Here is a 22,617-nt window from a genome sequence, read left to right as displayed (position 1 = left end):
GCCCCCGCACTCGCGATGAGTGCGGGGGCCGCGTCGTCTTGTCCTAGCGCCTACCGGTAGTCGTTGGAGAACCCGTAGTCGTCCAGCGGCACCGCAGCGCCGGCCGGAGCACCGAAGGTGCCGTCCGGGCTGTAGTAGGTGTCGTCGTAGGACGGCACCGCGTACGCCGCGGCACGAGCTTCCTCGGTCGGCTGAACCTGGATGTTGCGGTAGCGGTTGATACCGGTACCGGCCGGGATCAACTTACCGATGATCACGTTCTCCTTCAGACCGATCAGCTTGTCGCTGCGGCTGTTGATCGCCGCGTCGGTCAGGACACGCGTGGTCTCCTGGAACGACGCCGCCGACAGCCACGACTCGGTCGCCAGCGAGGCCTTGGTGATACCCATCAGCACCGGACGTCCGGCAGCGGGCTCGCCACCCTCGGTCACGACCTGACGGTTGGCCGCCTCGAACTCGGCGCGCTCGACGAGCGAACCGGGCAGGAACTCGGTCGAACCGTGGTCGATGATCGTCACGCGACGCAGCATCTGACGCACGATGGTCTCGATGTGCTTGTCGTGGATCGACACACCCTGGCTGCGGTAGACCTCCTGGACCTCGTTGACCAGGTGGATCTGCACCTGACGGGGACCCATGACACGGAGCACCTCGTGCGGGTTGGCCGAGCCCTCCATGAGCTGCTGGCCGACCTCGACGTGGTCACCGTCGGCGAGGAGCCGCTCGGAACCGTCGTCGTGCTTGAACACGCGCAGACGCTGACGCTTCGAGATCTTGTCGATGACAACCTCTTCCGAACCATCGTCCGGGATGAGGGTGATCTTGTAGAAGCGGTCGTCGTCTTCGAGACGCACCCGGCCGGAGACCTCCGCGATCGGCGCGACGCCCTTGGGGACGCGGGCCTCGAAGAGCTCCTGGACACGCGGCAGACCACCGGTGATGTCGTCACCGACGCCACCCTGGTGGAACGTACGCATCGTCAGCTGGGTACCGGGCTCACCGATCGACTGGGCCGCGATGATACCGACGGCCTCGCCGATGTCGACGAGCTTGCCGGTGGCCATCGAACGGCCGTAGCACATCGCACACACACCGGTGCCGGTCCCACAGGTCAGGACCGAGCGGACCTTCACCTGCGTGATGCCGGCGGCGAGCAGGGCCTCGATGGCCGGGTCGCCCAGGTCGTGACCGCGCTCGACGATGACGTTGCCGTCGGCGTCGACCGCGTCCTGCGCCAGCGTGCGGGCGTAGGTCGAGGTCTCGACGTGCGCGTCACGGATGAGCGTGCCGTCGGCCTGCTTCTCGGCGATGGTCGTGGTGATGCCACGCTCGGTGCCACAGTCGGTCTCGCGCACGATGACGTCCTGCGACACGTCCACCAGACGACGGGTCAGGTAACCCGAGTCGGCGGTACGAAGCGCGGTGTCGGCCAGACCCTTGCGGGCACCGTGCGTGTTGATGAAGTACTCGGCCACGGTCAGGCCCTCGCGGAACGAGGACTTGATCGGACGCGGGATGAACTCACCCTTCGGGTTGGTCACCAGACCCTTCATGCCCGCCAGCGAGCGGATCTGGGTCATGTTGCCCGCCGCACCCGACTTCACGATCATCGGGATCGGGTTGTCGTCCGGGTAGTGCGCCTCCATGGCCGCGCCGACCTCTTCGGTCGCCTGCTTCCAGATCTCCACGAGGGAGTCACGACGCTCGTCCGGGGTGAGGGCACCGCGCTGGAACTTGCGCTCCAGACCGTCGGCCCGCTCCTCGTACTTGTCGAGGATCTCCGCCTTCTGCGGCGGCACCAGCACGTCGGCCATCGAGACCGTGACGCCCGAACGGGTGGCCCAGTAGAAGCCGACGTCCTTCAGCTTGTCGACGGTCTGGGCGACCACGATCATCGGGTAGCGCTCGGCGAGATCGTTGATGATCACGGCCTGACGCTTCTTCGGCATCTGCTCGTTGACGAACGGGTACTCGATCGGCAGCAGCTCGTTGAACAGCACCCGGCCCAGCGTGGTCTCGATGTCCCACGGCGAGCCGTACTTCCAGCCGTCGGGGAACTGCTCGGCCTCGATGTCGGCCGGCGGACGCTGGTCGGTCAGACGCACCTTGATGCGCGACTGCACGGTCAGCACACCGCGGTCGACGGCCATGATGGCCTCGGCCGGGGTCGAGTAGACACCACGCTCGACGTCGTCGCCGTTCGCCGGGGTGTACTCGCCCGCCGCACCCTCCTTGAGGGTGGTCAGGTAGTACAGACCGGTCACCATGTCCAGACGCGGCATGGCGAGCGGACGGCCCGACGCCGGCGACAGGATGTTGTTCGACGACAGCATCAGGATGCGCGCCTCGGCCTGCGCCTCCGCCGACAGCGGGAGGTGCACGGCCATCTGGTCACCGTCGAAGTCGGCGTTGAAGGCCTCACACACCAGCGGGTGAAGCTGGATGGCCTTGCCCTCCACCAGCTGCGGCTCGAAGGCCTGGATGCCGAGGCGGTGCAGCGTGGGTGCACGGTTCAGCAGAACCGGGTGCTCGGAGATGACCTCTTCGAGGACATCCCACACCGCGGGGCGCTGACGCTCGACCATGCGCTTGGCCGACTTGATGTTCTGGGCCTGGTTGAGGTCGACCAGACGCTTCATCACGAACGGCTTGAACAGCTCGAGAGCCATCAGCTTCGGCAGGCCGCACTGGTGCAGCTTCAGCTGCGGGCCGACGACGATGACCGAACGGCCCGAGTAGTCGACGCGCTTACCCAGCAGGTTCTGACGGAAACGACCCTGCTTGCCCTTGAGCAGATCGCTCAGGGACTTCAGCGGGCGGTTGCCCGGTCCGGTGACCGGACGGCCGCGACGACCGTTGTCGAACAGGGCGTCGACCGACTCCTGCAGCATCCGCTTCTCGTTGTTCACGATGATCTCGGGGGCACCGAGGTCGATCAGACGCTTGAGGCGGTTGTTGCGGTTGATGACGCGGCGGTACAGGTCGTTCAGGTCGGAGGTCGCGAAGCGGCCACCGTCGAGCTGAACCATCGGGCGCAGCTCCGGCGGGATCACCGGCACGGCGTCGAGGACCATGCCCAGCGGCGAGTTGCCCGACTGCTGGAACGCGGCGACGACCTTCAGGCGCTTGAGAGCACGCAGCTTCTTCTGGCCCTTGCCGCTGCGGATGGTCTCGCGCAGCGACTCGGCCTCGGCGTCGATGTCGAAGGTCTCGAGGAGCTTCTTGATCGCCTCGGCACCCATCGACCCCTGGAAGTACTCGCCGTAGCGCTCTTCGAGCTGGCGGTACAGCTTCTCGTCGATGATGAGGTCGCCCGGGGAGAGCTTGACGAACTTGTCCCAGATCTCCTCGAGGCCGTCGAGCTCACGCTGGGCGGAGTCGCGCATACGACGCATCTCGCGCTCGGCACCGTCGCGCACCTTGCGGCGCACGTCGGCCTTGGCACCCTCGGCCTCGAGCTCGGCGAGATCCTGCTCGAGCTTCTGCTGACGCTCGTTCAGGTCGGCGTCGCGCTGATCGGCGACGGCCTTCTTCTCGACCTCCATCTCGGCCTCGAGGGTCGAGAGCTCGTTGTGACGCAGCTCGTCGTCGACGGCGGTGATCACGTAGGCGGCGAAGTAGATGATCTTCTCGAGATCCTTCGGCGCCAGGTCGAGCAGGTAGCCCAGCCGGCTCGGCACACCCTTGAAGTACCAGATGTGCGTGACCGGTGCGGCCAGCTCGATGTGGCCCATGCGCTCACGGCGCACCTTGGCCTTGGTCACCTCGACGCCGCAGCGCTCGCAGATGATGCCCTTGAAGCGGACGCGCTTGTACTTACCGCAGTAGCACTCCCAGTCGCGGGTCGGTCCGAAGATCTTCTCGCAGAACAGGCCGTCCTTCTCGGGCTTGAGCGTGCGGTAGTTGATCGTCTCCGGCTTCTTGACCTCACCGTATGACCAGTTGTGGATGTCGTCGGCCGTGGCCAGGCCGATCTTCAGTTCGTCGAAAAAGTTGACGTCGAGCACTTGTTACCTTTCCAGAGCTCTGTTGTCAGTGAGGATCAGTTGGCGAGGTCGTCGACGGTTGCCGACTCGTTGCGCGACAGGTTGATTCCGAGGTTGGCAGCAGCGCGCTCCAGGTCCTCGTCGTCGGTGTCGTGCATCTCGATGGCGGCACCGTCGGAGCTGAGCACCTCGACGTTCAGGCAGAGCGACTGAAGTTCCTTCAGAAGCACCTTGAACGACTCGGGGATTCCCGGCTCCGGGATGTTCTCGCCCTTGACGATCGCCTCGTAGACCTTCACGCGGCCCACCACGTCGTCAGACTTGATGGTGAGCAGCTCCTGCAGGGTGTAGGCGGCGCCGTACGCCTGCATCGCCCAGCACTCCATCTCACCGAAGCGCTGACCACCGAACTGCGCCTTACCACCGAGCGGCTGCTGGGTGATCATCGAGTACGGGCCGGTCGAACGGGCGTGGATCTTGTCGTCGACCAGGTGGTGCAGCTTGATGATGTACATGTAGCCGACCGCCACGGGGTACGGGAACGGCTCGCCGGAACGACCGTCGAACAGCATCGCCTTGCCGTCGCCGTTGACCATGACCTCACCGTCGCGGTTGGGCAGCGTCGAGGACAGCAGTCCGGTCAGCTCCTCCTCACGCGCACCGTCGAACACCGGGGTGGCGGTGTTGGTGTCGGGCTCCGCCGAGTACATGTCCTCGGGCAGGTTCGAGGCCCACTCCGGGACGCCCTCGGCCACGTTGATGTTCCAGCCGGCCTTGGCGATCCACCCGAGGTGGGTCTCCAGGATCTGGCCGATGTTCATACGACGCGGGACACCGTGGGTGTTCAGGATGATGTCGACCGGGGTGCCGTCGGGCAGGAACGGCATGTCCTCCTGCGGGAGGATCTTGCCGATGACGCCCTTGTTGCCGTGGCGACCGGCGAGCTTGTCGCCGTCCTGGATCTTGCGCTTCTGGGCCACGTACACGCGGACCAGCTCGTTGACGCCGGGCGCGAGATCGTCGTCGTCGTCGCGGCTGAACACGCGCACGCCGATGACCTTGCCGGTCTCGCCGTGGGGCACCTTCAGCGAGGTGTCGCGGACCTCCCGGGCCTTCTCACCGAAGATGGCACGCAGCAGACGCTCTTCCGGGGTCAGCTCGGTCTCACCCTTCGGGGTGACCTTGCCGACCAGGATGTCGCCGTCGCGGACCTCGGCACCGATGCGCACGATGCCGCGCTCGTCGAGGTCGGCGAGGACCTCGTCGGAGACGTTCGGGATGTCCCGGGTGATCTCCTCGGCACCGAGCTTGGTGTCGCGGGCGTCGATCTCGTGCTCCTCGATGTGGATCGAGGTGAGCACGTCCTCTTCGACGAGGCGCTGCGACAGGATGATCGCGTCCTCGTAGTTGTGACCCTCCCACGGCATGATCGCCACGAGCAGGTTCTTGCCGAGCGCCATCTCACCGTTCTCGGTGCAGGGGCCGTCGGCGAGGACCTGGCCGGCCTCCACGCGCTGGCCCTCGTCCACGATCGGACGCTGGTTGGCGCAGGTGCCGTGGTTCGAACGCGCGAACTTGCGCATCCGGTAGGTGTCACGGGTGCCCTCGTCGGACATGACGGTGATGTAGTCGGCCGAGACCTCTTCCACCACACCGGTCTTGGAGGACACGATGACGTCACCGGCGTCGACGGCGGCACGCAGCTCCATACCGGTACCGACCAGCGGCGACTCGTTGCGCACCAGCGGCACGGCCTGACGCTGCATGTTCGCACCCATCAGGGCGCGGTTCGCGTCGTCGTGCTCGAGGAACGGGATCATCGCGGTGGCGACCGACACCATCTGGCGCGGCGAGACGTCGAGGTACTCGACGGCGTCGGCGCCCACGAACTCCACCTCGGAGCCCTTCTTGCGCACCAGCACACGCTCGTCGGTGATGCGGCCGCTGCCGTCGAAGTTGGTGTTGGCCTGACCGATGAGGAAGCGATCCTCCTCGTCGGCGGTCATGTACTCGATCTCGTCGGTGACGACACCGTCGACGACCTTGCGGTACGGGGTCTCGATGAAGCCGAACGGGTTGACCCGCGCGTACACCGAGAGCGAACCGATCAGACCGATGTTCGGACCCTCAGGGGTCTCGATCGGGCACATACGGCCGTAGTGCGACGGGTGGACGTCGCGCACCTCGAGGCCGGCACGCTCACGGCTCAGACCGCCCGGGCCCAGCGCCGACAGACGACGCTTGTGGGTCAGACCCGACAGCGGGTTGTTCTGGTCCATGAACTGCGACAGCTGGCTGGTTCCGAAGAACTCCTTGATCGCCGCCACGACGGGACGGATGTTGATCAGGGTCTGCGGGGTGATCGCCTCGACGTCCTGGGTGGTCATGCGCTCACGCACGACACGCTCCATACGCGAGAGGCCCACGCGGATCTGGTTCTGGATCAGCTCGCCGACGGTACGCAGACGACGGTTGCCGAAGTGGTCGATGTCGTCGACCTCGACGGGCACCTCGACGCCACCGGGCACGGTCATGTAGGTGACCGTGTGCGGATCGGCCTCGTGCAGACGCACCAGGTACTCGACGGTCGCGATGATGTCCTCGCGGGTCAGGGTCGACTCGCCGATCATCGGGTTGGCCGTCAGGCCCAGCTTCTTGTTGACCTTGTAACGGCCCACGCGAGCGAGGTCGTAGCGCTTGTCCTTGAAGAACAGGTTCTCCAGGAGGTTCTCCGCGGACTCCTTGGTCGGCGGCTCACCCGGACGCAGCTTGCGGTAGACCTCGAGGAGCGCCTCGTCCTGGTTGGCGGTGTTGTCCTTCTCCAGGGTCGACATCATGATCTCGGAGAAGCCGAAGCGCTCGGAGATCTCCTCGGTGGTGAAACCGAGGGCCTTGAGCAGCACGGTGACCGGCTGACGGCGCTTGCGGTCGATACGCACACCCACGGTGTCGCGCTTGTCGACGTCGAACTCCAGCCACGCACCGCGACCCGGGATCACCTTGACGGTGTGCAGGGTCTTCTCGGTGGCCTTGTCGATCGCGGCGTCGAAGTAGACGCCGGGGCTGCGGACCAGCTGGCTCACCACGACACGCTCGGTGCCGTTGATGATGAAGCTGCCCTTGTCGGTCATGATCGGGAAGTCGCCCATGAAGACGGTCTGCGACTTGATCTCACCGGTGTTGTTGTTGATGAACTCAGCGGTGACGAACAGCGGCGCCGCGTAGGTCATGTCCTTGTCCTTGCACTCCTCGACAGAGGCCTTGACCTCGTCGAAGTGCGGCTCGGAGAACGAAAGGGACATCGACCCGGAGAAGTCCTCGATCGGGGACAGCTCGTGGAGGATGTCCTCCAGCCCGCCCGTCGGGTTCTCGTCTCCGCGGGCGATCGCCTTGGCGCGCCACTCCGGGGACCCGACGAGCCATTCGAAGGAATCGAGTTGGAGGTCGAGGAGGCCGGGAACCTCCAGCGGCTCGCTGATCTTTGCAAACGACGCGCGATGCGGCGCGCCGGGGATTGTTGAGGTGGACTGGCGGTTGACTGCCAAGATGCGTCCTTCCAACACGACGTTATTCACAACCTAGATGTGCGGTGGCTTGATGGGCCGTTCGCTGGTGACACCCTGAGATCGGCGATCACCGCAGCACACACAGCTAAGAGTGGCCGTAGAAGGATCGGTAGATGGACAGGAGGCAGCCAGCGCAACGTCCAACTGTAGCAGAAAATAGACGTACTTTGTCAAGCCCGTCAAGAAGCGATTTCGCACGGGTGGCTGCCTGCACGTCGACCGCTGGTCACAGCCTGGCCCGACAACGCCCAAACGTCAAGCGGTACGCGCCAATTTCGCCAACTTGTCCCGCGAGTCACCCGTCCACATGGCGCTCACGCGGCGATCAGAAGGGCTCGACGCCCTGGATCCGCCACGTATCCCCCTCCTTGACCATCGCGAACTGGACACGCGGGGCGAGACTGTTGGTGGCGATGCTGTTCTGTGTCTCGCTGATGATGAGGTTCGCGATGACCGTCGCACGCGCGCCGTCGCCTGCGCCGGACAGGTTGGTGACGCCGACCGCGTCGACCCGGCATTCGGCTCCCGACTTGGTCTGGGTGATCAGGTCGCGCTGGGTCTTCAGCGACTCGTCGAATTCCTTGCGCGCATCTCCGGTGAGCGCGTTCTGGGCGCGTTTCGCCCAGCCGCCGAGGTCGGTGTGCTCGTGTCCCCACACCGCGCAGATCTGCTCCTGCGACTGGCCGATGAGCTCGGTGGTGGCGCTCTGATCGACGAACGCCCGGTTCTCCCCGAGGCCCGGCCGGAAGGCCAGGATCACCGCGGCGACGCCGAGCAGCACGGCCACCCCGGCCAGCATCGCGGTCAACAGCAGCGGATTGCGCTTCTTCGCCGGTCCCCGCTCGGGGGCCGGCCGAGACGGCCCAGAACCGGTCGACGACGGACCGTCCGCGCCTGTCTGCGTTCCGCTGGGACGCAGGGTCGAAACCCGCGACACCGGGCGGGTCCTGGTCGTGGGCGGGGTGGGTTCGGCCCCTTCGAGGCCCGGCGTCTCCGCTCCTCGCTCCTCAGCGGGCACGGAGACTTCCGCGTCGTCGGACTTCGACAGGGACACACCGGATTCGGTGGCCACCTCGTCGGCGTCCGAACGCGCGGCACGAGTGTGTCCGGCGACCTTCGGCGTCGGACGTCGCTTGCGCGGGGGCTGGTTCGGGGTCGGTGCCATCAGTTTCCGCCTCCCGTCGCGGGCGCCTGGCCGGCGTCGGCGTACTCGATGCCCTCGAGACCGGCGACGTTCTCGGCCTTCCAGGTGTCTCCCTCACGGGTCATGCTGACCTGGAAGCCGCGCGTCTGGTCGACGTTCGGCTCCCCGGCGCGCTGGAGAGTCGTGAGGACGTAGACGAGGACCTTCGCCTTGCCACCCTCGTCGTCGACCTCGCTCGGCGCACTGCGCAGCAGCCGCGCACTGAGCTTCGCGGTGTTCTCCCCCGCCTCGGCGAGCACGTCGAGGACGTTGCCGGTCTCGCCGGCCTTCTCGTCGCCGGCCTTCTCATCGCCGTCCGTCGCGTCGCCGAGGACCTCTTGCTTGGCCTTGCCGGTAAGCGAACCCTCCGCGCGCTGACGGAAGTCGTCGATGTTCGCCGGGTCGATCGTGGTGATGTTCAGGACGGCCTGCTCGGCTGCCTGGGTCGCCTCGTCGCGCGCGTCCTTGGTGGCGTACGCACCCATGGCCTGGACACCGAAGACCGCCACGCACACGAGTGCCGCGATCACCGCGACCACGGACAGCGCGAGTAGTCCCACGCGGGTCGTCGTCGAACCCGAGGAATCCGGGGTCTCGGGGCCGGTGATTGTCGAGGTGCCAGTCATAGCAGAAGACACTGTATAGATCGCTCCTGAGCACAGCCTAAGTCCCGATCGGCCCGCGCTGGGCGGGGCGTCGGGCTCGGCAGGCCGCGCGTCGTTACTTGGGCCGCACGCCGAGCAGCGCACTGAGCTGCATGGCGAGCGGGTTGAGGTTCAGCTTGTCCGGGTCCTTCTTCGGCGTGTTGTCCCACGGCTGCGGGTACGCCGGGTTGGCGTACTGCGCACGGTCGGCGCCGCGCACACCCGTCGGGTTCCCGAACGGCACCTTGCATCGGGCCTCGGTGTTGAACGGGAACTCGTCGTAGTGGACGTCGAAGTTCGGGTTCTTGCGCTTCATCTCCGCGATGATCTCCTGGGTCCCCTCGTAACCGCGGGTACACGAGGCCGGGTTGTTGGTCTCCAGGACGATACCGAAGTGGATCTGACCGTCACCGGGAGCCGGCGAGTAACTGCCCGCAGACAGTGCCGACAGCATCGCGAACGTCATCGACGTCGTGTAGGTGACCGGCTCGATCGTGCGCGCCACCTCGGCGAGATCCTTCACCACCTTGGAGATGTCGTTGCCGTTCTTCTGGATCAACTCGGAGATCTGCGTCGCCGACAAGGTGCCGGTGGTCAGCAGCCGGCGCAGATCCGGATCCGACGACGCCAGGGTCGCGGTGATCAGGTCGAGGTTGCGCGACCAGCTGAGGATTGCGTCGGACTGGTCGGCCTGTGTCGCCAGGACGACGTTCGAATCCTGGATCAGCCCGACCACCTCGCTCAGGTTGTCGACGCCGGCCCGCGAGAGCTTGCCGAGGGAATCGACGAGCCGGGTGAGGTTCTCCCCCTGGCCGTTGAATGCGTTACCCAGTTCGGTGATGACGGTGTGCAGGTCGTCGACCGGGATCGACGAGGTGAAGTCGACCGCGGACTTGACCACGTCCTCGAGCGGCTCGGGCAACCGCGATTCCCGGATGGTCGAGCCGTTCTCGAGATAGGGCCCCGACGCCGAGGTCGGCTGCAGGTCGACGTACTGCTCACCGATCGCCGAACGCGATGCCACCACGGCCACCGCCGACGCCGGGATCTTCGGTCCGCCCGAGTCGAGCTCGAGCTTGACGTCGACACCCTCCTGGGTGAGGTCGAGCGCACCGACCCGGCCGACCGGCACACCCAGGTAGGTGACCTCGGCGTTGGTGAAGATGCCGCCGGAGGCGGGCAGCTCGGCGGTGACGGTGTACATGCCGACGCCGACCAGCTTGTCCAGCCGTGCGTACTTCGCGCCGACGTAGGCCAGTGCGACGAGGCCGACGATGACGAAGGCGATCAGCTGGATCTTGACGAGCTTGCCGATCATCGTCCTGCTCCTGTCGGTGACTCAGGGGCCTGGGACTTGGGGGCCAGACCCATGGCCGCGAGCGGGCCGTCGAGAACCCCCTGGCCGGGCGCCGCCGGTACGGGCGCCGAGGCCGGGTAGGTGCCACCCGACGGTGGGGTGTTGGGTCCCGGCCGTGAGTTCGGGGCCGGCGGGAGCAGCGTGATCGTCGGCCAGCCGTACCGCGGCCCGTTGCCGTTGTAGTACGGGTTGCGCGGATTGACCGGCACCTTCACGCGGGCCGGCGGCGAGTACTTCGGTGTCCCCTGCCCGACGCCGAGGGCCTCGAGCTGGTTGAGGATGCGCAGGTCCAGCGTCATGAACAGATTGGCCGAGTCACCGTGGAAGCCCGGGAGGACCCAGTCCGGGAACGGGAGCGTCAGCATCAGCGGCGCCGCGGTGATCAGGTCCGGTGCGGCCTTGGTCAGCTCGCTCAGGATCGGCCGCAGCGCCTTGAGATCGTTGATCAGCGCCGTGCGGGACTTGCCCAGCACATCGGTACCGACCTGACCGAGCTGATCGAGCTTGGTCAGCAGGTCGACGAACTGCGGTCGCTGTTCCTCGAGCACCTCGATGCCCTCGGGGAGCTGCTTGAGGATGCGGTCGATCTGTGCGGTCTGCTTCTCGGTCCGTGCGGACAGATCCGCGAGACCGTCGATCGCGGCGACGATGTCGTCGCGCTGACGATTGAGCCCCGCGATGAGTTTCTCCGTCTGATCGATCAGGCTGCGCACCTCGTCGGTACGGCCGCCGAGCGTCTTGTTCAGCTCCGAGACGATCGGCTGCAGCTGGTTGATGCCACCGCCGGTCAGCAGCAACGCCAGGGCTCCGAGAACCTGCTCGATGTCGGTCGCGGTACGCGTGCGGTCCACCGGGATCGGCTCGGCGGGATTCTGCCGCGGCGCGTTCGCGCTGTTGTCCGGATCGCTCAGCGACACGAACTTCTCACCGAGAAGCGAGGTCTGTTGGACGCTGGCCTGCGCCTCGTCGGACAGGTCGACGTCGTTCTGGACCTCGACGGTGACCTGCGCGAACCAGGCGTCGTTCGGCACCTCGACCTTGGTGACGCGCCCGACGGGGATGCCGTCGCGTTTGACCATCGACTGCGGCACCAGGTCGAGCACGTCGTCGAACTGGATCTTGTATGTGCGCGGGCTGCTCCCGGTGTCGACGCCGCCGGGCAGCGGGATCGACTGGATGCCGCCGGACATACAGCCCGACACCATCACGGTCAGCGAGAGCGCGGCGCCGGCCAGGGTGGTCCGCACGGAGCGTCGGTTCATCAGTTGCCTCCCCGGGGTCGCGGGGCACTCGAGCTCGGTGACGGCTTCGTCGACGGGGTCTTCGTCGCCGACGGTGCAGGCGTGTTGATCTGCGGGTCGGGGTTGCCCGGAACCGTGCCCGGAACCGGTGCCTTCTGCAGCTTGTTGTTGCTCATGATGCCGAAGGGCAGCACCGGTAACACCGGCTCGAGCACCCCGTCGGTGATCTGCTTGCCGATGGCCTCACATTGGTTGATCAGCGGGCGCAGAGTGTTGCTGAACTGCGTGAACTGCGGGTTGCCCGGCATCAGCGCGCCCAGATCGAGCAGGCGGCACTGCGCGCCGATCAGGTCCTGCAGCTCCGGGATCGTCAGACGCAGGGCCAGCGTTCCCGACTCCGCGTCGTAGGCGTTGATCAGGTTGTTCATGGCCACCGGCAGGACCGTCAGGACCTCTTTGAGGTTGTTCTTCTCATCGAGCAGCGCTTGCGTGGTCGGCTGCAGGTCCTTGACCGTCTCCCCGATCTGCTCACGGTTGTCGGCCAGGAAGCCGGCCACATCCCCGAGCGCGATCGACAACTTGTTCAGCGCGGCTGCGAGTTGTTCGCGCTCACCCGCGAGGAACCTGTTGAACGACGCCATCTGGGTGTTGAACTGCCGCACCTGGGCGTCGTTCTCGCGCAGCGCGCCGACGAAGGTGTTGAGGCCCTTGACGGTGTCGAAGAGGTTGTTCCGCGAATCGCTCAGCGTCGTGGAGGCCTTCGACAGGTTCTCGATGGCCTTTCCGAGCTTCTCGCCGTTGCCGGCGAGGTTCTCGGCGCCCGTCGCGACGAGTTCACTCACCGCGCCCTGGCGTCCGGTGCCGTCGGTCTTGTTCGCGCCGTCGGGCCCGAGGGCGTCCGACAGTTCCTTGACGCTGGCATAGAGCTCGTCGACCTCGACCGGGACCATGGTCTGGTCCTCGTTCAGGGTGATGTCGCGACCGGCCTTCGGGCCTCCCGAGTAGGCCGGGGTCAGTTGCACGAAACGGTCGGCGACGACCGATGGGATCATCTGCACGGCACGGACGTTCTCGGGCAGCGTGATGCCGCGGTCGACCGTCATGGTCACCTTCACCGTCTCACCCTGCGGCGTCACCGAATCGACCTTGCCCACGGCCACGCCGAGGATGCGGACGTCGGAACCGGAATAGATGCCGACCGAACGTTTGAACGTCGCGGTGATCTTGGTGGTCCCGATCGCGGAGAACACCCACCACAGGGCGCCCGCGACGACGAGCGCGAGAATCAGCCCGAGGATGAGCGCGACGATGTGCCGCGGGGTGAACCAGCGGCCGGGGCCGGAGATCTGTGTCAGGTCTGGTGCGGTCATCAGCCTGCCCCCGTTCCGCCGTTGTTTTCCATCGCCGTCTTGTTCGGCGGCCGTGTGGTGTTCTGCTGCGGCAGCGCCGGCGGCAGTAGGTTCACCACGACCTGATCGAACCAACGGCCGTTGCCGAGGACGTTGGCGTACAGGCGGTAGAACGGCGCCATGTTCTTGATCGTGTCGCGGATGTTCTGGTTCTGACGCTGCAGCAGCTCGTTCACGCCCTTCAGCGCGTCGAGCGCCGGGCCGATCTGCTCCTCGTTGTCGCGCACGATGCCGGTAAGCGAGTCGCCGAGGCTCGTCGTGCTGGCCAGCAGAGCGGAGATGGACTGCTGCCGGTTGTTCAACTCGTCGAGCAGCTGGCCCGCGCCGCCGATCAGGCGCACGAACTCCTCGTTGCGATCGGCCAGGAGCTTCGAGGTGTCCTTGGTCGCGGCGAGGAGCTTCTGCACCTCCTGGTCGCGGCTGGCGATCGTGTTGGACAACCGCGCGAGACCGTCGAGCGCGGGTCCGGTGTTGCCGGCCGTACCGGAGAAGGCATCCGACAGCACGCGCATCGACTCGGCCAGCTGATCGTTGTCGAAGTCCTCGATCTGCTGCGCCGCACCCGAGAACGCCTCGATGACGTCGTAGGGCGAGACCGTGTCGGTGAGCGGAACGTCGGGGTCGGCCGGTTCACTGCCACGCGGGTTCAGTCCCAGGTACTTCTGCCCCAGGATCGTCTTGATCTGGATCGATGCCTGTGTCTGGTCGCCGATCCAGGTGTTCTCCACCTTGAAGCTGACGTCGACGCGGTCGCCGTTGAGCTTCACGCTCTCGACCTCGCCGACCTTGACGCCTGCCACGCGCACCTCATTACCCGCCCTGAGTCCGGCGGCCTCGGTGAACTGCGCGGTGTAGCGGGCGCCGGCGCCCAGCAGCGGAACCTCGGTCAGGTAGAAGGCACTGAGTCCGAGCATCAGGAGGATCAGGACACCGATGGCGCCGATGCTGACCGGGCTGCGTCGTCCGCCGAAGCGGCGATGCGGGTGCTGCGCCGGCTGCTTCGCGGCGTCGTCGTCGCCGTTGTCGTCGGCGCGGTTGTTCTCGTCTGCCATCGTGGTCACCCCCCTGGCTTCTCGTCAGCCCAGCAACGGGTGGCCGCACTGGTGTAGAGCACGTGATTGATGTCGGGCAGCGGCACCAGCGGCTGTGTCAGCAGCGTCGACTTGCCGTTGCCGGCGACGACGTCGATACCGCACAGATAGAACTGGAACCAGGAACCGAAGGTCGCGGCCCGGCCGACCTTGCGCAGCTTGACCGGGAGGTTGGTCAGCGTCTCCTCGATGTCCTCGTTGCGCTTGTTGATCTCGTCGGACAGCGACTTCAGTCCGGCGATGTCGCCCTGGATCGACGGGCGCGTCGCACCGAGGATGTTCGCGGTCACCGAGGTCAGATTCGACACGGAACTGATCGCCGATCCCACCGAACCGCGTTGCGCGGCAAGCCCGGTCACCAACTTCTCGGTGTTGTCGAGGAGGCTGGTGAACTGCTCGTCGTTGCGGTTGACCGTGTCGAGGACCTTGGTGAGGTTGCCGATCAGCTCACCGATCACCTTGTCCTTGTCGGCGATCGCGTTCGTCAGGTCCGCGGTGTCGCTGACCAGCCGCGTGATCGAGCCGCCCTGACCGTCGAAGACCGCGATGATCTCGGAGGTCAGCTTGTTGACGTCGTCGGCCGACAGCTGTTGGAACAGCGGCCGGAACCCGTTGAACAACTCGGTGAGGTTGACCGGCGGGTGGGTGGAGTCGTCGTCCTCGTCCAACCCGAACGTGTGACCCTGCGACACGGTCCGGGCCGGGTCGCCGGCGCCGCGTTCGAGCGCCAGATACCGCAGGCCGGTGAGGTTGCGATAGCGGATGTAGAGCTGGGTCCCGTCGGGCAACCGGTCGCGGTCGAGGTTGAACGAGACCATCGCCCGGTTGCGGTCGTAGACCTCGACTTTCTCCACCTGTCCCACTCGCACGCCGGCGATGCGGACGTCGTCGCCGGAGTTCAGCAGGGTGGCGTCGTCGAAGACGGCCTTGAACTTCGCGTCTCCGCCGCCGCCGGCGTTCGCGATGGTGATCGCGAGCAGGCTGGTCGTCACGACGGTGACGACCGCGAAGATGATCAGCTTGACCAGGGGCGCGATTATCGACCTCATTTGATCTCGACCTGCGCTCCCTGGAGGGAACCGCCGGCGATCATGGTCACCCAGGTCGGCACCGACTCCGGCGAACGGCCGCTCGTGGCGCCGTAGATGACCTGCAGCTGCTTGCGGTAGTCCGGATCGTCGAACGGGTTGGACCGGACCGATGCGGTACCGGCAGGCACGCCGCTGAACTGCGGCTGCGGCAGCTTCTGAACGTTGCGCGGACCGGCGTTGCGTGACGGCGGCTGGTAGCTGCCGTCGGCGAGACTGCCACCCGGATACTGCGGGAACGGGCGACCGTCGGTGGGGGGCTCGTAGCAGACGGCGGGTGGGTCGAGATCCATGAAGCGGGGTTCGTCCTGGTTCGGTAGATAGCGGCCACGAGGATTGATGAACTGCAGGTTCACCCGCACACCCGGGTTCTTGGTGCCCTCGCCCACGATTCTGCGTGACTCGGGGATCAGACCCACGAAGTTGCGGAACGTGCAGACGAAGGTCGGCGACTGCTTCGCGAGTCCGACGAGCAACTCTTCCGAGTCGACAGCGAGGTCGATCAGGTCGGTGCGGTTCTGGCGCAGCCAGCCGGTGAGGTCGTCGGATGCCACACCGAGGGTCGCGATGAGCGTCCGCAGATCTGCCTGCCGTTCGACGATGGTGTTCGACGTCGTCCGGAACGAGTCCAGTGCGTCGACGACGTCGGGCAGCGCCTGCGAGTAGGTCTGCGAGAAGGTCGCCAGGCCCTCGAGGGTGCCCTCGAGGTCGGGCAGGTTCTTGTTGACCTCGACGAAGATCTGGTCGAGCTCTTCGAGCGTCGTGCCGAGCTGCTCACCGCGGCCCGACAACGCCTTCGACAGCGCGGTCAGCGTGGCGTTGAGATCCTGCGGCGGGATGGCGTCGAGGACCGGAAGCAGCTTGTCGAACAACTCCTGGACCTCGAGTGCGTTGCCGCTGCGATCGGTCTCGATGGTCGCGCCGTTGGTCAGCGTCGGTCCGGTGTTGTCCTCGGGGACCTGCAGCGCCACGTACCGCTCGCCGAAGAGCGTCTTCGGCAGGATCCGCGCGGTGGTCTTGTCCGACAGTTCCTTCGCCTTGTTCGGGTCGAGGCCGAGGATGACCTCGACCGACCCGTCGGGCGCCGGCTTCACCTCACGGACCTCGCCGACGACCATGCCGCGCGCCTTCACGTCGGCGTTCGCGGGCAGCGCGTTGCCGGTGGAGTCGGTCATCAGGGTGACGTCGGTGAAGTCCTGGAACGTCTTGTTGAACTTGGTGATGGTCGCGGTGAGGAACAGTGCGACCACGAGAAAGAAGACCAGGCCGAGCAGCCTTCTACGCAGGACCGACACCGCTAACCTCCCACTCTGACCGTCGTCGTGGTGCCCCAGATCGCGAGTCCCAGGAAGAAGTCGAGGATCGCGATGAGGACCAGTGCCGAGCGGACCGCGTGACCGACGGCCACGCCCACACCTGCGGGTCCACCCGATGCGTAGTAGCCGTAGTAGCAGTGCACCAGGATGATCACGAAGGCGAAGACCAGCACCTTGCCGAACGACCAGAGCACGTCGGCCGGCGGCAGGAACAGGTTGAAGTAGTGGTCGTAGGAACCGCCTGACTGTCCATTGAAGACCGTCGTGACCACCCGAGACGCCAGGTACGCCGACAGCAGACCGAGCACGTACAGCGGGATGACCGCGATGAACCCGGCGATCACGCGCGTCGACACGAGGAACGGGATCGACGGCACGGCCATCGTCTCGAGGGCGTCGATCTCCTCCGAGATGCGCATGGCGCCGAGCTGGGCGGTGAAGCCACAGCCGACGGTCGCGGACAGGGCGAGGCCCGCCACCAGAGGCGCCACCTCACGGGTGTTGACATAGGCCGACAGGAAGCCGGTCAGTGCCTGCGACCCGATCTGGTCGAGTGCCGCATAACCCTGAAGGCCGACGACGACGCCGGTGAAGCCCGACATCAGCACCATCACGCCGATGGTGCCGCCGATCACCGCGAGTCCGCCCGAGCCGAAGGCAACTTCGGCGAGTAGGCGCAGGACCTCACGGGTGTAGTGCACCAGCGTCTTCGGCATCCACGCGAGCGTGCGGCCGTAGAACGACATCTGCTCACCGGCGCCGTCGAGCACCTTGAGTGGTCTGCCCAGCTGTTTGCGGGCCTCGTACATGTAGTACTCGGGCCTGCTCTTGGCGATCGTCACGCCGCCGCCACCATCGGTCACGACTAGCTCCCCTTCGGTGGGACGATCTGCAGGTAGACCGCAGTGATGATCAGATTGGCGAGAAACAGCAGAAGGAATGTGATGACGACGCTCTGGTTGACGGCGTCACCCACACCCTTCGGGCCGCCCTTGGGATTGAGGCCCTTGTAGGCGGCGACGACGCCGGCGAGGACACCGAAGACCGCGGCCTTCAGCGTCGACACCCAGAGGTCGGGCAGCTGGGCGAGGGCACCGAACGACGCCAGGTAGGCGCCCGGGGTGCCGCCCTGCATCACCACGTTGAAGAAGTAACCACCACCGATGCCGATGACGGCGACCAGACCGTTGAGCAGTATCGCGACCAGGACCATGGCCAGCACACGCGGGACCACGAGTCGCTGGATGGGGTTGATGCCCAACACTTCCATCGCGTCGATCTCCTCGCGGATGGTGCGCGAACCGAGGTCGGCGGCAACCGCCGACCCGGCCGCACCCGCGATGAGGAGCGAGGTCACGAGTGGTGACCCCTGCTGGATGACCACCAACACGCTGGCCGCACCGGTGTACGACTCGGCGCCGAGTTGTTTGATCAGCGAACCCGTCTGCAAGGAGACGATCGCGCCGAACGGAATCGCGATCAGGGCGGTGGGCAGGATCGTCACACTGGCGATGAACCACGCCTGCTGGATGAACTCCCGCCACTGAAACGGGCGCACAAAGGTCTGGCGTGCAACATCGACGAAGAGCTGAACGATATTGCCGGTCTGGGCTAGGGCGCCCGTTCCGGCCTGCGCGATTCGGTCGACGCCACGCGTGGTGGCATTGGTCATCCCTGGATCGTCCGCCCTTCGTTTGCGTCTGAAGCACGATGACTGGGCTTGGTCAGTGCGTCGCCGCCACCGGGCGTCTGCCACTGCTCTGTCGGCGCATCGCTGCCGCCGTAGTCGATCACGTCGGTCTTGGCGTCGGCGACGGCCAGGTTCCCCGAGGAAGCGCTCGTCCACTCGTTGTCCCCGCTGTGGCGTCCGTTCGCCACATCCTCGGCGTGGGCGCGGCTCTCCTCGCGGATCTGGTCTTCCTGCTCCTGGCTGCGACGGATGGCCTCCTGCGCGTTCTGCGGCAGGCCGGGCAGCATCGCATGCACGCGCTCACGGTGACGGGCGACCGCCTTGCGTTCGGGCATACCCGGATTGGGCTGGACCTGCGGGATGATCTCGGTGAAGTCCTCCTTGGTACCACCACCGGAGATACCCGCGGCCTGCATGGCCTCTTCCTGCTTCTGGACGGCCTCGTCCTTCTCCTCCGACATACCGATCGGACCGAACCGGTCACCGGAGAGGAACTGCTTGACCACCGGCTGCTCCGAGGTCAGCAACTGCTCACGCGGACCGAACATCACCAGCTCCTTCCGGAACAACATGCCGATGTTGTCCGGGATCGTCCGCGCGATGTTGATGTTGTGGGTCACGATCAGGATCGTGGCGTCGATCTGGGCGTTGATGTCGATCAGCAACTGCGAGATGTAGGCGGTACGCACCGGATCCAGACCCGAGTCCGGCTCGTCGCACAGGATGATCTGCGGGTCGAGGACCAGCGCGCGCGCCAGCCCGGCACGCTTGCGCATACCGCCGGAGATCTCACCGGGAAGCTTGTCCTCGGCACCGGTCAGACCGACCAGGTCGATCTTCTCCATCACGATGTCGCGGACCTCGTTCTCCTTCTTCTTCGTGTGCTCACGAAGCGGGAACGCGATGTTGTCGAACAGGCTCATCGACCCGAACAGCGCACCGTCCTGGAACAACACACCGAACAGCTTGCGGATCTCGTAGAGCTCCTTGGCCGAACACTGCGTGATGTCGGTCCCGTCGATGATCACCGACCCCTGCTCCGGATGCAGCAGACCGATCAGGGTCTTCAAAAAGACCGACTTACCGGTACCCGACGGCCCCAGCAGCGCCGAGACCTCCCCCTCCGGCAGGGTCAGAGTGACATCACGCCAGATGTTCTGCGAACCGAACGACTTGGTGAGTCCTTCGACGCTGACCTCAACACCCACAACTTCCTCCAGACGATCGCTGCCCCCGAGGCGGCCACGGTGTGACCGCGCACCAACCGGCGGCATTTGTGGTTGGGGTCACTCTAACCGACCCGTCCCCGCCCACAACGCCGCCGCGTGGTTCTCGGTGATGGCTGCGGGAAACCTACCGCCCGGTAACTCTCGCCGCGACGATGACAATATCCGATGGTTCGCGGTGAGGGAAGTCGGGCCGGCCCCTCGATGTGACGGCCACCGCAGACCTGGGCTCCACCTGCGGAACACGATTTCGACGGCTCAGCACCGCGCGTCGGGGTCGAGGCGCGGGTGGTCGTCGTAAGTGCGTCGAATGCGTAATCGCATTCGATGGGGACTGTGTTAGCTCTGCGTACGGTCAGGCCGCGGGCGAACCTGTCGTCGTCAACCACGGTCGTAGTAGAGCCACGAGTTCTCGGCGTTCGAGAGTCGACCAGGTCCAGCGGATCACCATGATCCCAAGAGCGCGCAGCGCGTCCTCCCTGCGCTTCTCGCGGATCAATGCATCACGTGGCTCTTCGTCGGGGCGGAGTAGCCGACCGTACTTCTGGAGGCCGTCGAACTCACCGATCACCCGGCCGTCCCAGTCGAAGTCCGCTCGTATTTCTCCGTCCGGTGTCGAGAACGAGCTCTGCAGGCGGGGTGCCGGGAGTCCGGCGACGATCATCTGCGCGCGGCTCCACGACTCACCGACGCTTTCCGATCGACGGTTCGAACACGCCAGCGCTCTGCGAGCAGTGCCGACGTTCTTCCATCCCGTGCGTGCGTCGACCATGGCCGCCATCGTGTCGTGATCCGCGTCCTTCGCCAGCGCCCGGTCGAAGACGACGACCCCCTGGGCGAAGTCACCGGCCATCGCGATGTCGACCGCGGTGCGTTCGACACTCGTGACCGACAATCCGTCCACTGTGACCGTCTCATCGCGGCCCAGCGGGCCGTTGTGGACATGACGGTGTCCGCGCACATAGCCGCCACTGGATTTCGCGGCCTTCGTCAGGTGCACCGTGGTGCGATCGGGATGCAGGGTGTCGAGCCCGAGAAGCGCGGCGGCCGATTCGTGACTCAGTGTCGAGATGCCGCGGTCGCGCGCCGATGTCGCCACGGCTATGGATCGGTGCCGGAAGAGCAGATCGGCGCCCGCCGGCCCCTCGAACCGCGCTCCCCCCTCGACCCACACCCCCGGCGCCAGCCGCAGGAGTTGACCGCGTCGGACTGCAGCGGCGACGACGTCGTCCCCGACACCGGCCCGCAGGGTCGCTTCCCGACGAACGAGACCGTATCGGTCGACGGGCAGTTCATGAGCGAAGGGCGCAGGCATGGGACTTGGACGCACGGACCGCCCCGTCGGTTTCATCCGCCGAGCCGGGTCTCCTACCGAGCCGGCCAACCTCTTGGTCGCATGCGACTTCATGTCGTCGATGCGACTTCGATCGAGGTCGCAACGACGAAACGAGATCGCATGCGACCTCAATTCGCGGGCCGGTGGGCGGGCGAACCCCGACCCAGCGCCCTCCCGACCCAGCGCCCCTCCCCGGGACAGCAACGAGCCCGGGACAGCGATGCTGTCCCGGGCTCGTGAAACGCTTGCGCGTGAGTCGGTCTTACTTGACCGAAACCTTGGCGCCGGCCTCTTCGAGCTTGGCCTTGGCAGCCTCGGCGGCCTCCTTGTCGACCTTCTCCAGCAGAGCCTTCGGAGCGCTCTCGACGAGGTCCTTGGCTTCCTTCAGGCCCAGGCCCGAGACGACCTCGCGGACGACCTTGATGACCTGGATCTTCTTGTCGCCGGCACCCTCGAGGATGACGTCGAACTCGTCCTGCTCGGCAGCGGCCTCGGCGCCACCGGCAGCCGGGGCACCGGCAGCGGCGACGGCGACCGGAGCCGCAGCGGTGACCTCGAAGACCTCTTCGAACTTCTTCACGAAATCGCTGAGCTCCAGCAGGGTCAGTTCCTTGAACTGATCGATGAGCTCGTCAGCGGTGAGCTTCGCCATGGTTGGCGTCCTTCCTGTCAGTCCCCGTACGGGGCTTTGGTGTTCATCCCCGTACGGTTCGGGGATTGGTGTGGTGCGGCGGACGACCTATTCGGTCTCGCCGGCTTCGTTCTTCTTCTCCTGCAGGGCCGCGGCCAGGCGCGCCACCTGCGAAGCCGGCTGGTTGAACAGACCGGCGGCCTTAGCCAAGTTGCCCTTCATGGCACCGGCGAGCTTGGCCAGCAAGACCTCACGGGTCTCAAGGTCGGCGATCTGCTCGATCTCGGCAATGGACAGCGCGCGGCCGTCCATGTACCCGCCCTTGATGACCAGCGCCTTGTTGTCCTTGGCGAACGTCTTGATCGCCTTCGCGGCCACGACCGGCTCACCTTCGATGAAGGCGATGGCGGTCGGACCGGTGAACAGCTCGTCGAGCCCTTCCACGCCCGCCTCAGCAGCGGCACGCTTCACCAGGGTGTTCTTGGCGACGGAGTAGGTTGCACCCTCACCGAGGGAACGTCGCAACGTGCTGATCTGGGTGACGGACAGGCCACGGTATTCCGTGACAACCGTCGCCGTGGAGCTCTTGAACTGCTCCGCGATCTCCGCAACTGCGGCGACCTTTTCGGACTTGGCCATACTTCGCCTCCTCTCCTCGTCACTATGAGTTGGTCGAGTCCAACAAAAGAGCGACGGGCATCGGGAGGCGATCGAGGGCGGAGACGACAAACGCCCCGGCACACAGGCACGGGGCGTGAACGCACACACTGATCGTGTGGAGCGACATTCCTCGTTCATCCTGCGTGGGCCGGCGACCTCGTCGCGCCTTCGTCCGGGAAATCCCGACGACCAA

General features: G+C 66.0%; 16 protein-coding genes. All 16 read right to left on the bottom strand.

What is annotated here, in order from left to right; all coding sequences use genetic code 11:
* Window positions 1-50: 50 nt before the first annotated feature.
* On the bottom strand, window positions 51-4,007 hold the full coding sequence (locus FFS52_RS11735) for a DNA-directed RNA polymerase subunit beta' (RefSeq protein ID WP_137809771.1): 3,957 nt from the start codon (window positions 4,005-4,007) through the stop codon (window positions 51-53).
* 35 nt (window positions 4,008-4,042) lie between these two features.
* Window positions 4,043-7,531: a DNA-directed RNA polymerase subunit beta gene (locus FFS52_RS11730; RefSeq protein ID WP_137809770.1), complete on the bottom strand. Its 3,489-nt coding sequence runs from the start codon at window positions 7,529-7,531 to the stop codon at window positions 4,043-4,045.
* A gap of 346 nt (window positions 7,532-7,877) precedes the next feature.
* The gene (locus FFS52_RS11725) at window positions 7,878-8,717 is read right to left on the bottom strand and encodes a hypothetical protein (RefSeq protein WP_024499810.1); all 840 of its coding nucleotides are present in this window, start codon (window positions 8,715-8,717) and stop codon (window positions 7,878-7,880) included.
* Window positions 8,717-9,373: a hypothetical protein gene (locus FFS52_RS11720; protein WP_005199671.1), complete on the bottom strand. Its 657-nt coding sequence runs from the start codon at window positions 9,371-9,373 to the stop codon at window positions 8,717-8,719. The genes FFS52_RS11725 and FFS52_RS11720 overlap by 1 nt, the downstream gene beginning before the upstream one ends.
* 82 nt (window positions 9,374-9,455) lie before the next feature.
* Window positions 9,456-10,697, bottom strand: coding sequence for an MlaD family protein (locus FFS52_RS11715; RefSeq protein ID WP_137809769.1), 1,242 nt, complete (start codon window positions 10,695-10,697; stop codon window positions 9,456-9,458).
* The gene (locus tag FFS52_RS11710; RefSeq protein WP_024499809.1) at window positions 10,694-11,998 is read right to left on the bottom strand and encodes an MCE family protein; all 1,305 of its coding nucleotides are present in this window, start codon (window positions 11,996-11,998) and stop codon (window positions 10,694-10,696) included. Before FFS52_RS11710 ends, FFS52_RS11715 begins: the two co-directional genes overlap by 4 nt.
* Window positions 11,998-13,347: an MCE family protein gene (locus FFS52_RS11705; RefSeq protein WP_005199668.1), complete on the bottom strand. Its 1,350-nt coding sequence runs from the start codon at window positions 13,345-13,347 to the stop codon at window positions 11,998-12,000. The genes FFS52_RS11710 and FFS52_RS11705 overlap by 1 nt, the downstream gene beginning before the upstream one ends.
* Window positions 13,347-14,438, bottom strand: coding sequence for an MCE family protein (locus FFS52_RS11700; protein ID WP_024499808.1), 1,092 nt, complete (start codon window positions 14,436-14,438; stop codon window positions 13,347-13,349). The genes FFS52_RS11705 and FFS52_RS11700 overlap by 1 nt, the downstream gene beginning before the upstream one ends.
* Before the next feature lie 5 nt (window positions 14,439-14,443).
* Window positions 14,444-15,526, bottom strand: coding sequence for an MCE family protein (locus tag FFS52_RS11695; protein WP_005199666.1), 1,083 nt, complete (start codon window positions 15,524-15,526; stop codon window positions 14,444-14,446).
* A complete protein-coding gene (locus tag FFS52_RS11690; RefSeq protein ID WP_005199664.1) occupies window positions 15,523-16,860 on the bottom strand; it encodes an MCE family protein in 1,338 nt (445 codons plus the stop codon). Before FFS52_RS11690 ends, FFS52_RS11695 begins: the two co-directional genes overlap by 4 nt.
* A gap of 2 nt (window positions 16,861-16,862) precedes the next feature.
* Complete coding sequence (locus FFS52_RS11685) at window positions 16,863-17,690, bottom strand: ABC transporter permease (RefSeq protein ID WP_081598192.1); 828 nt, start codon at window positions 17,688-17,690, stop codon at window positions 16,863-16,865.
* 56 nt (window positions 17,691-17,746) lie between these two features.
* Window positions 17,747-18,553 carry an ABC transporter permease gene (locus tag FFS52_RS11680; RefSeq protein ID WP_005199661.1) on the bottom strand — a complete coding sequence of 269 codons (807 nt, stop codon included), beginning with the start codon at window positions 18,551-18,553 and terminating at the stop codon, window positions 17,747-17,749.
* Window positions 18,550-19,779 (bottom strand): ABC transporter ATP-binding protein, encoded by a 1,230-nt coding sequence (locus FFS52_RS11675; protein ID WP_137809768.1) that lies wholly within the window; start codon window positions 19,777-19,779, stop codon window positions 18,550-18,552. The genes FFS52_RS11680 and FFS52_RS11675 overlap by 4 nt, the downstream gene beginning before the upstream one ends.
* A gap of 373 nt (window positions 19,780-20,152) precedes the next feature.
* Complete coding sequence (locus FFS52_RS11670; protein ID WP_137809767.1) at window positions 20,153-21,112, bottom strand: hypothetical protein; 960 nt, start codon at window positions 21,110-21,112, stop codon at window positions 20,153-20,155.
* A gap of 283 nt (window positions 21,113-21,395) precedes the next feature.
* Window positions 21,396-21,785, bottom strand: a complete 390-nt coding sequence (gene rplL / locus FFS52_RS11665; RefSeq protein WP_004019500.1) for a 50S ribosomal protein L7/L12 — start codon at window positions 21,783-21,785, stop codon at window positions 21,396-21,398.
* A gap of 87 nt (window positions 21,786-21,872) precedes the next feature.
* Window positions 21,873-22,403 carry a 50S ribosomal protein L10 gene (gene rplJ, locus FFS52_RS11660; RefSeq protein WP_004019499.1) on the bottom strand — a complete coding sequence of 177 codons (531 nt, stop codon included), beginning with the start codon at window positions 22,401-22,403 and terminating at the stop codon, window positions 21,873-21,875.
* Window positions 22,404-22,617 lie beyond the last annotated feature (214 nt).

Origin of the sequence: Gordonia sp. ALPHA1B1 (assembly GCF_005502615.1) — a bacterium.
In the GTDB taxonomy this organism is placed as follows: domain Bacteria; phylum Actinomycetota; class Actinomycetes; order Mycobacteriales; family Mycobacteriaceae; genus Gordonia; species Gordonia hongkongensis.
Note: the sequence above shows the minus strand (reverse complement) of the source record. Positions and strands in the feature narration are given on the sequence as shown.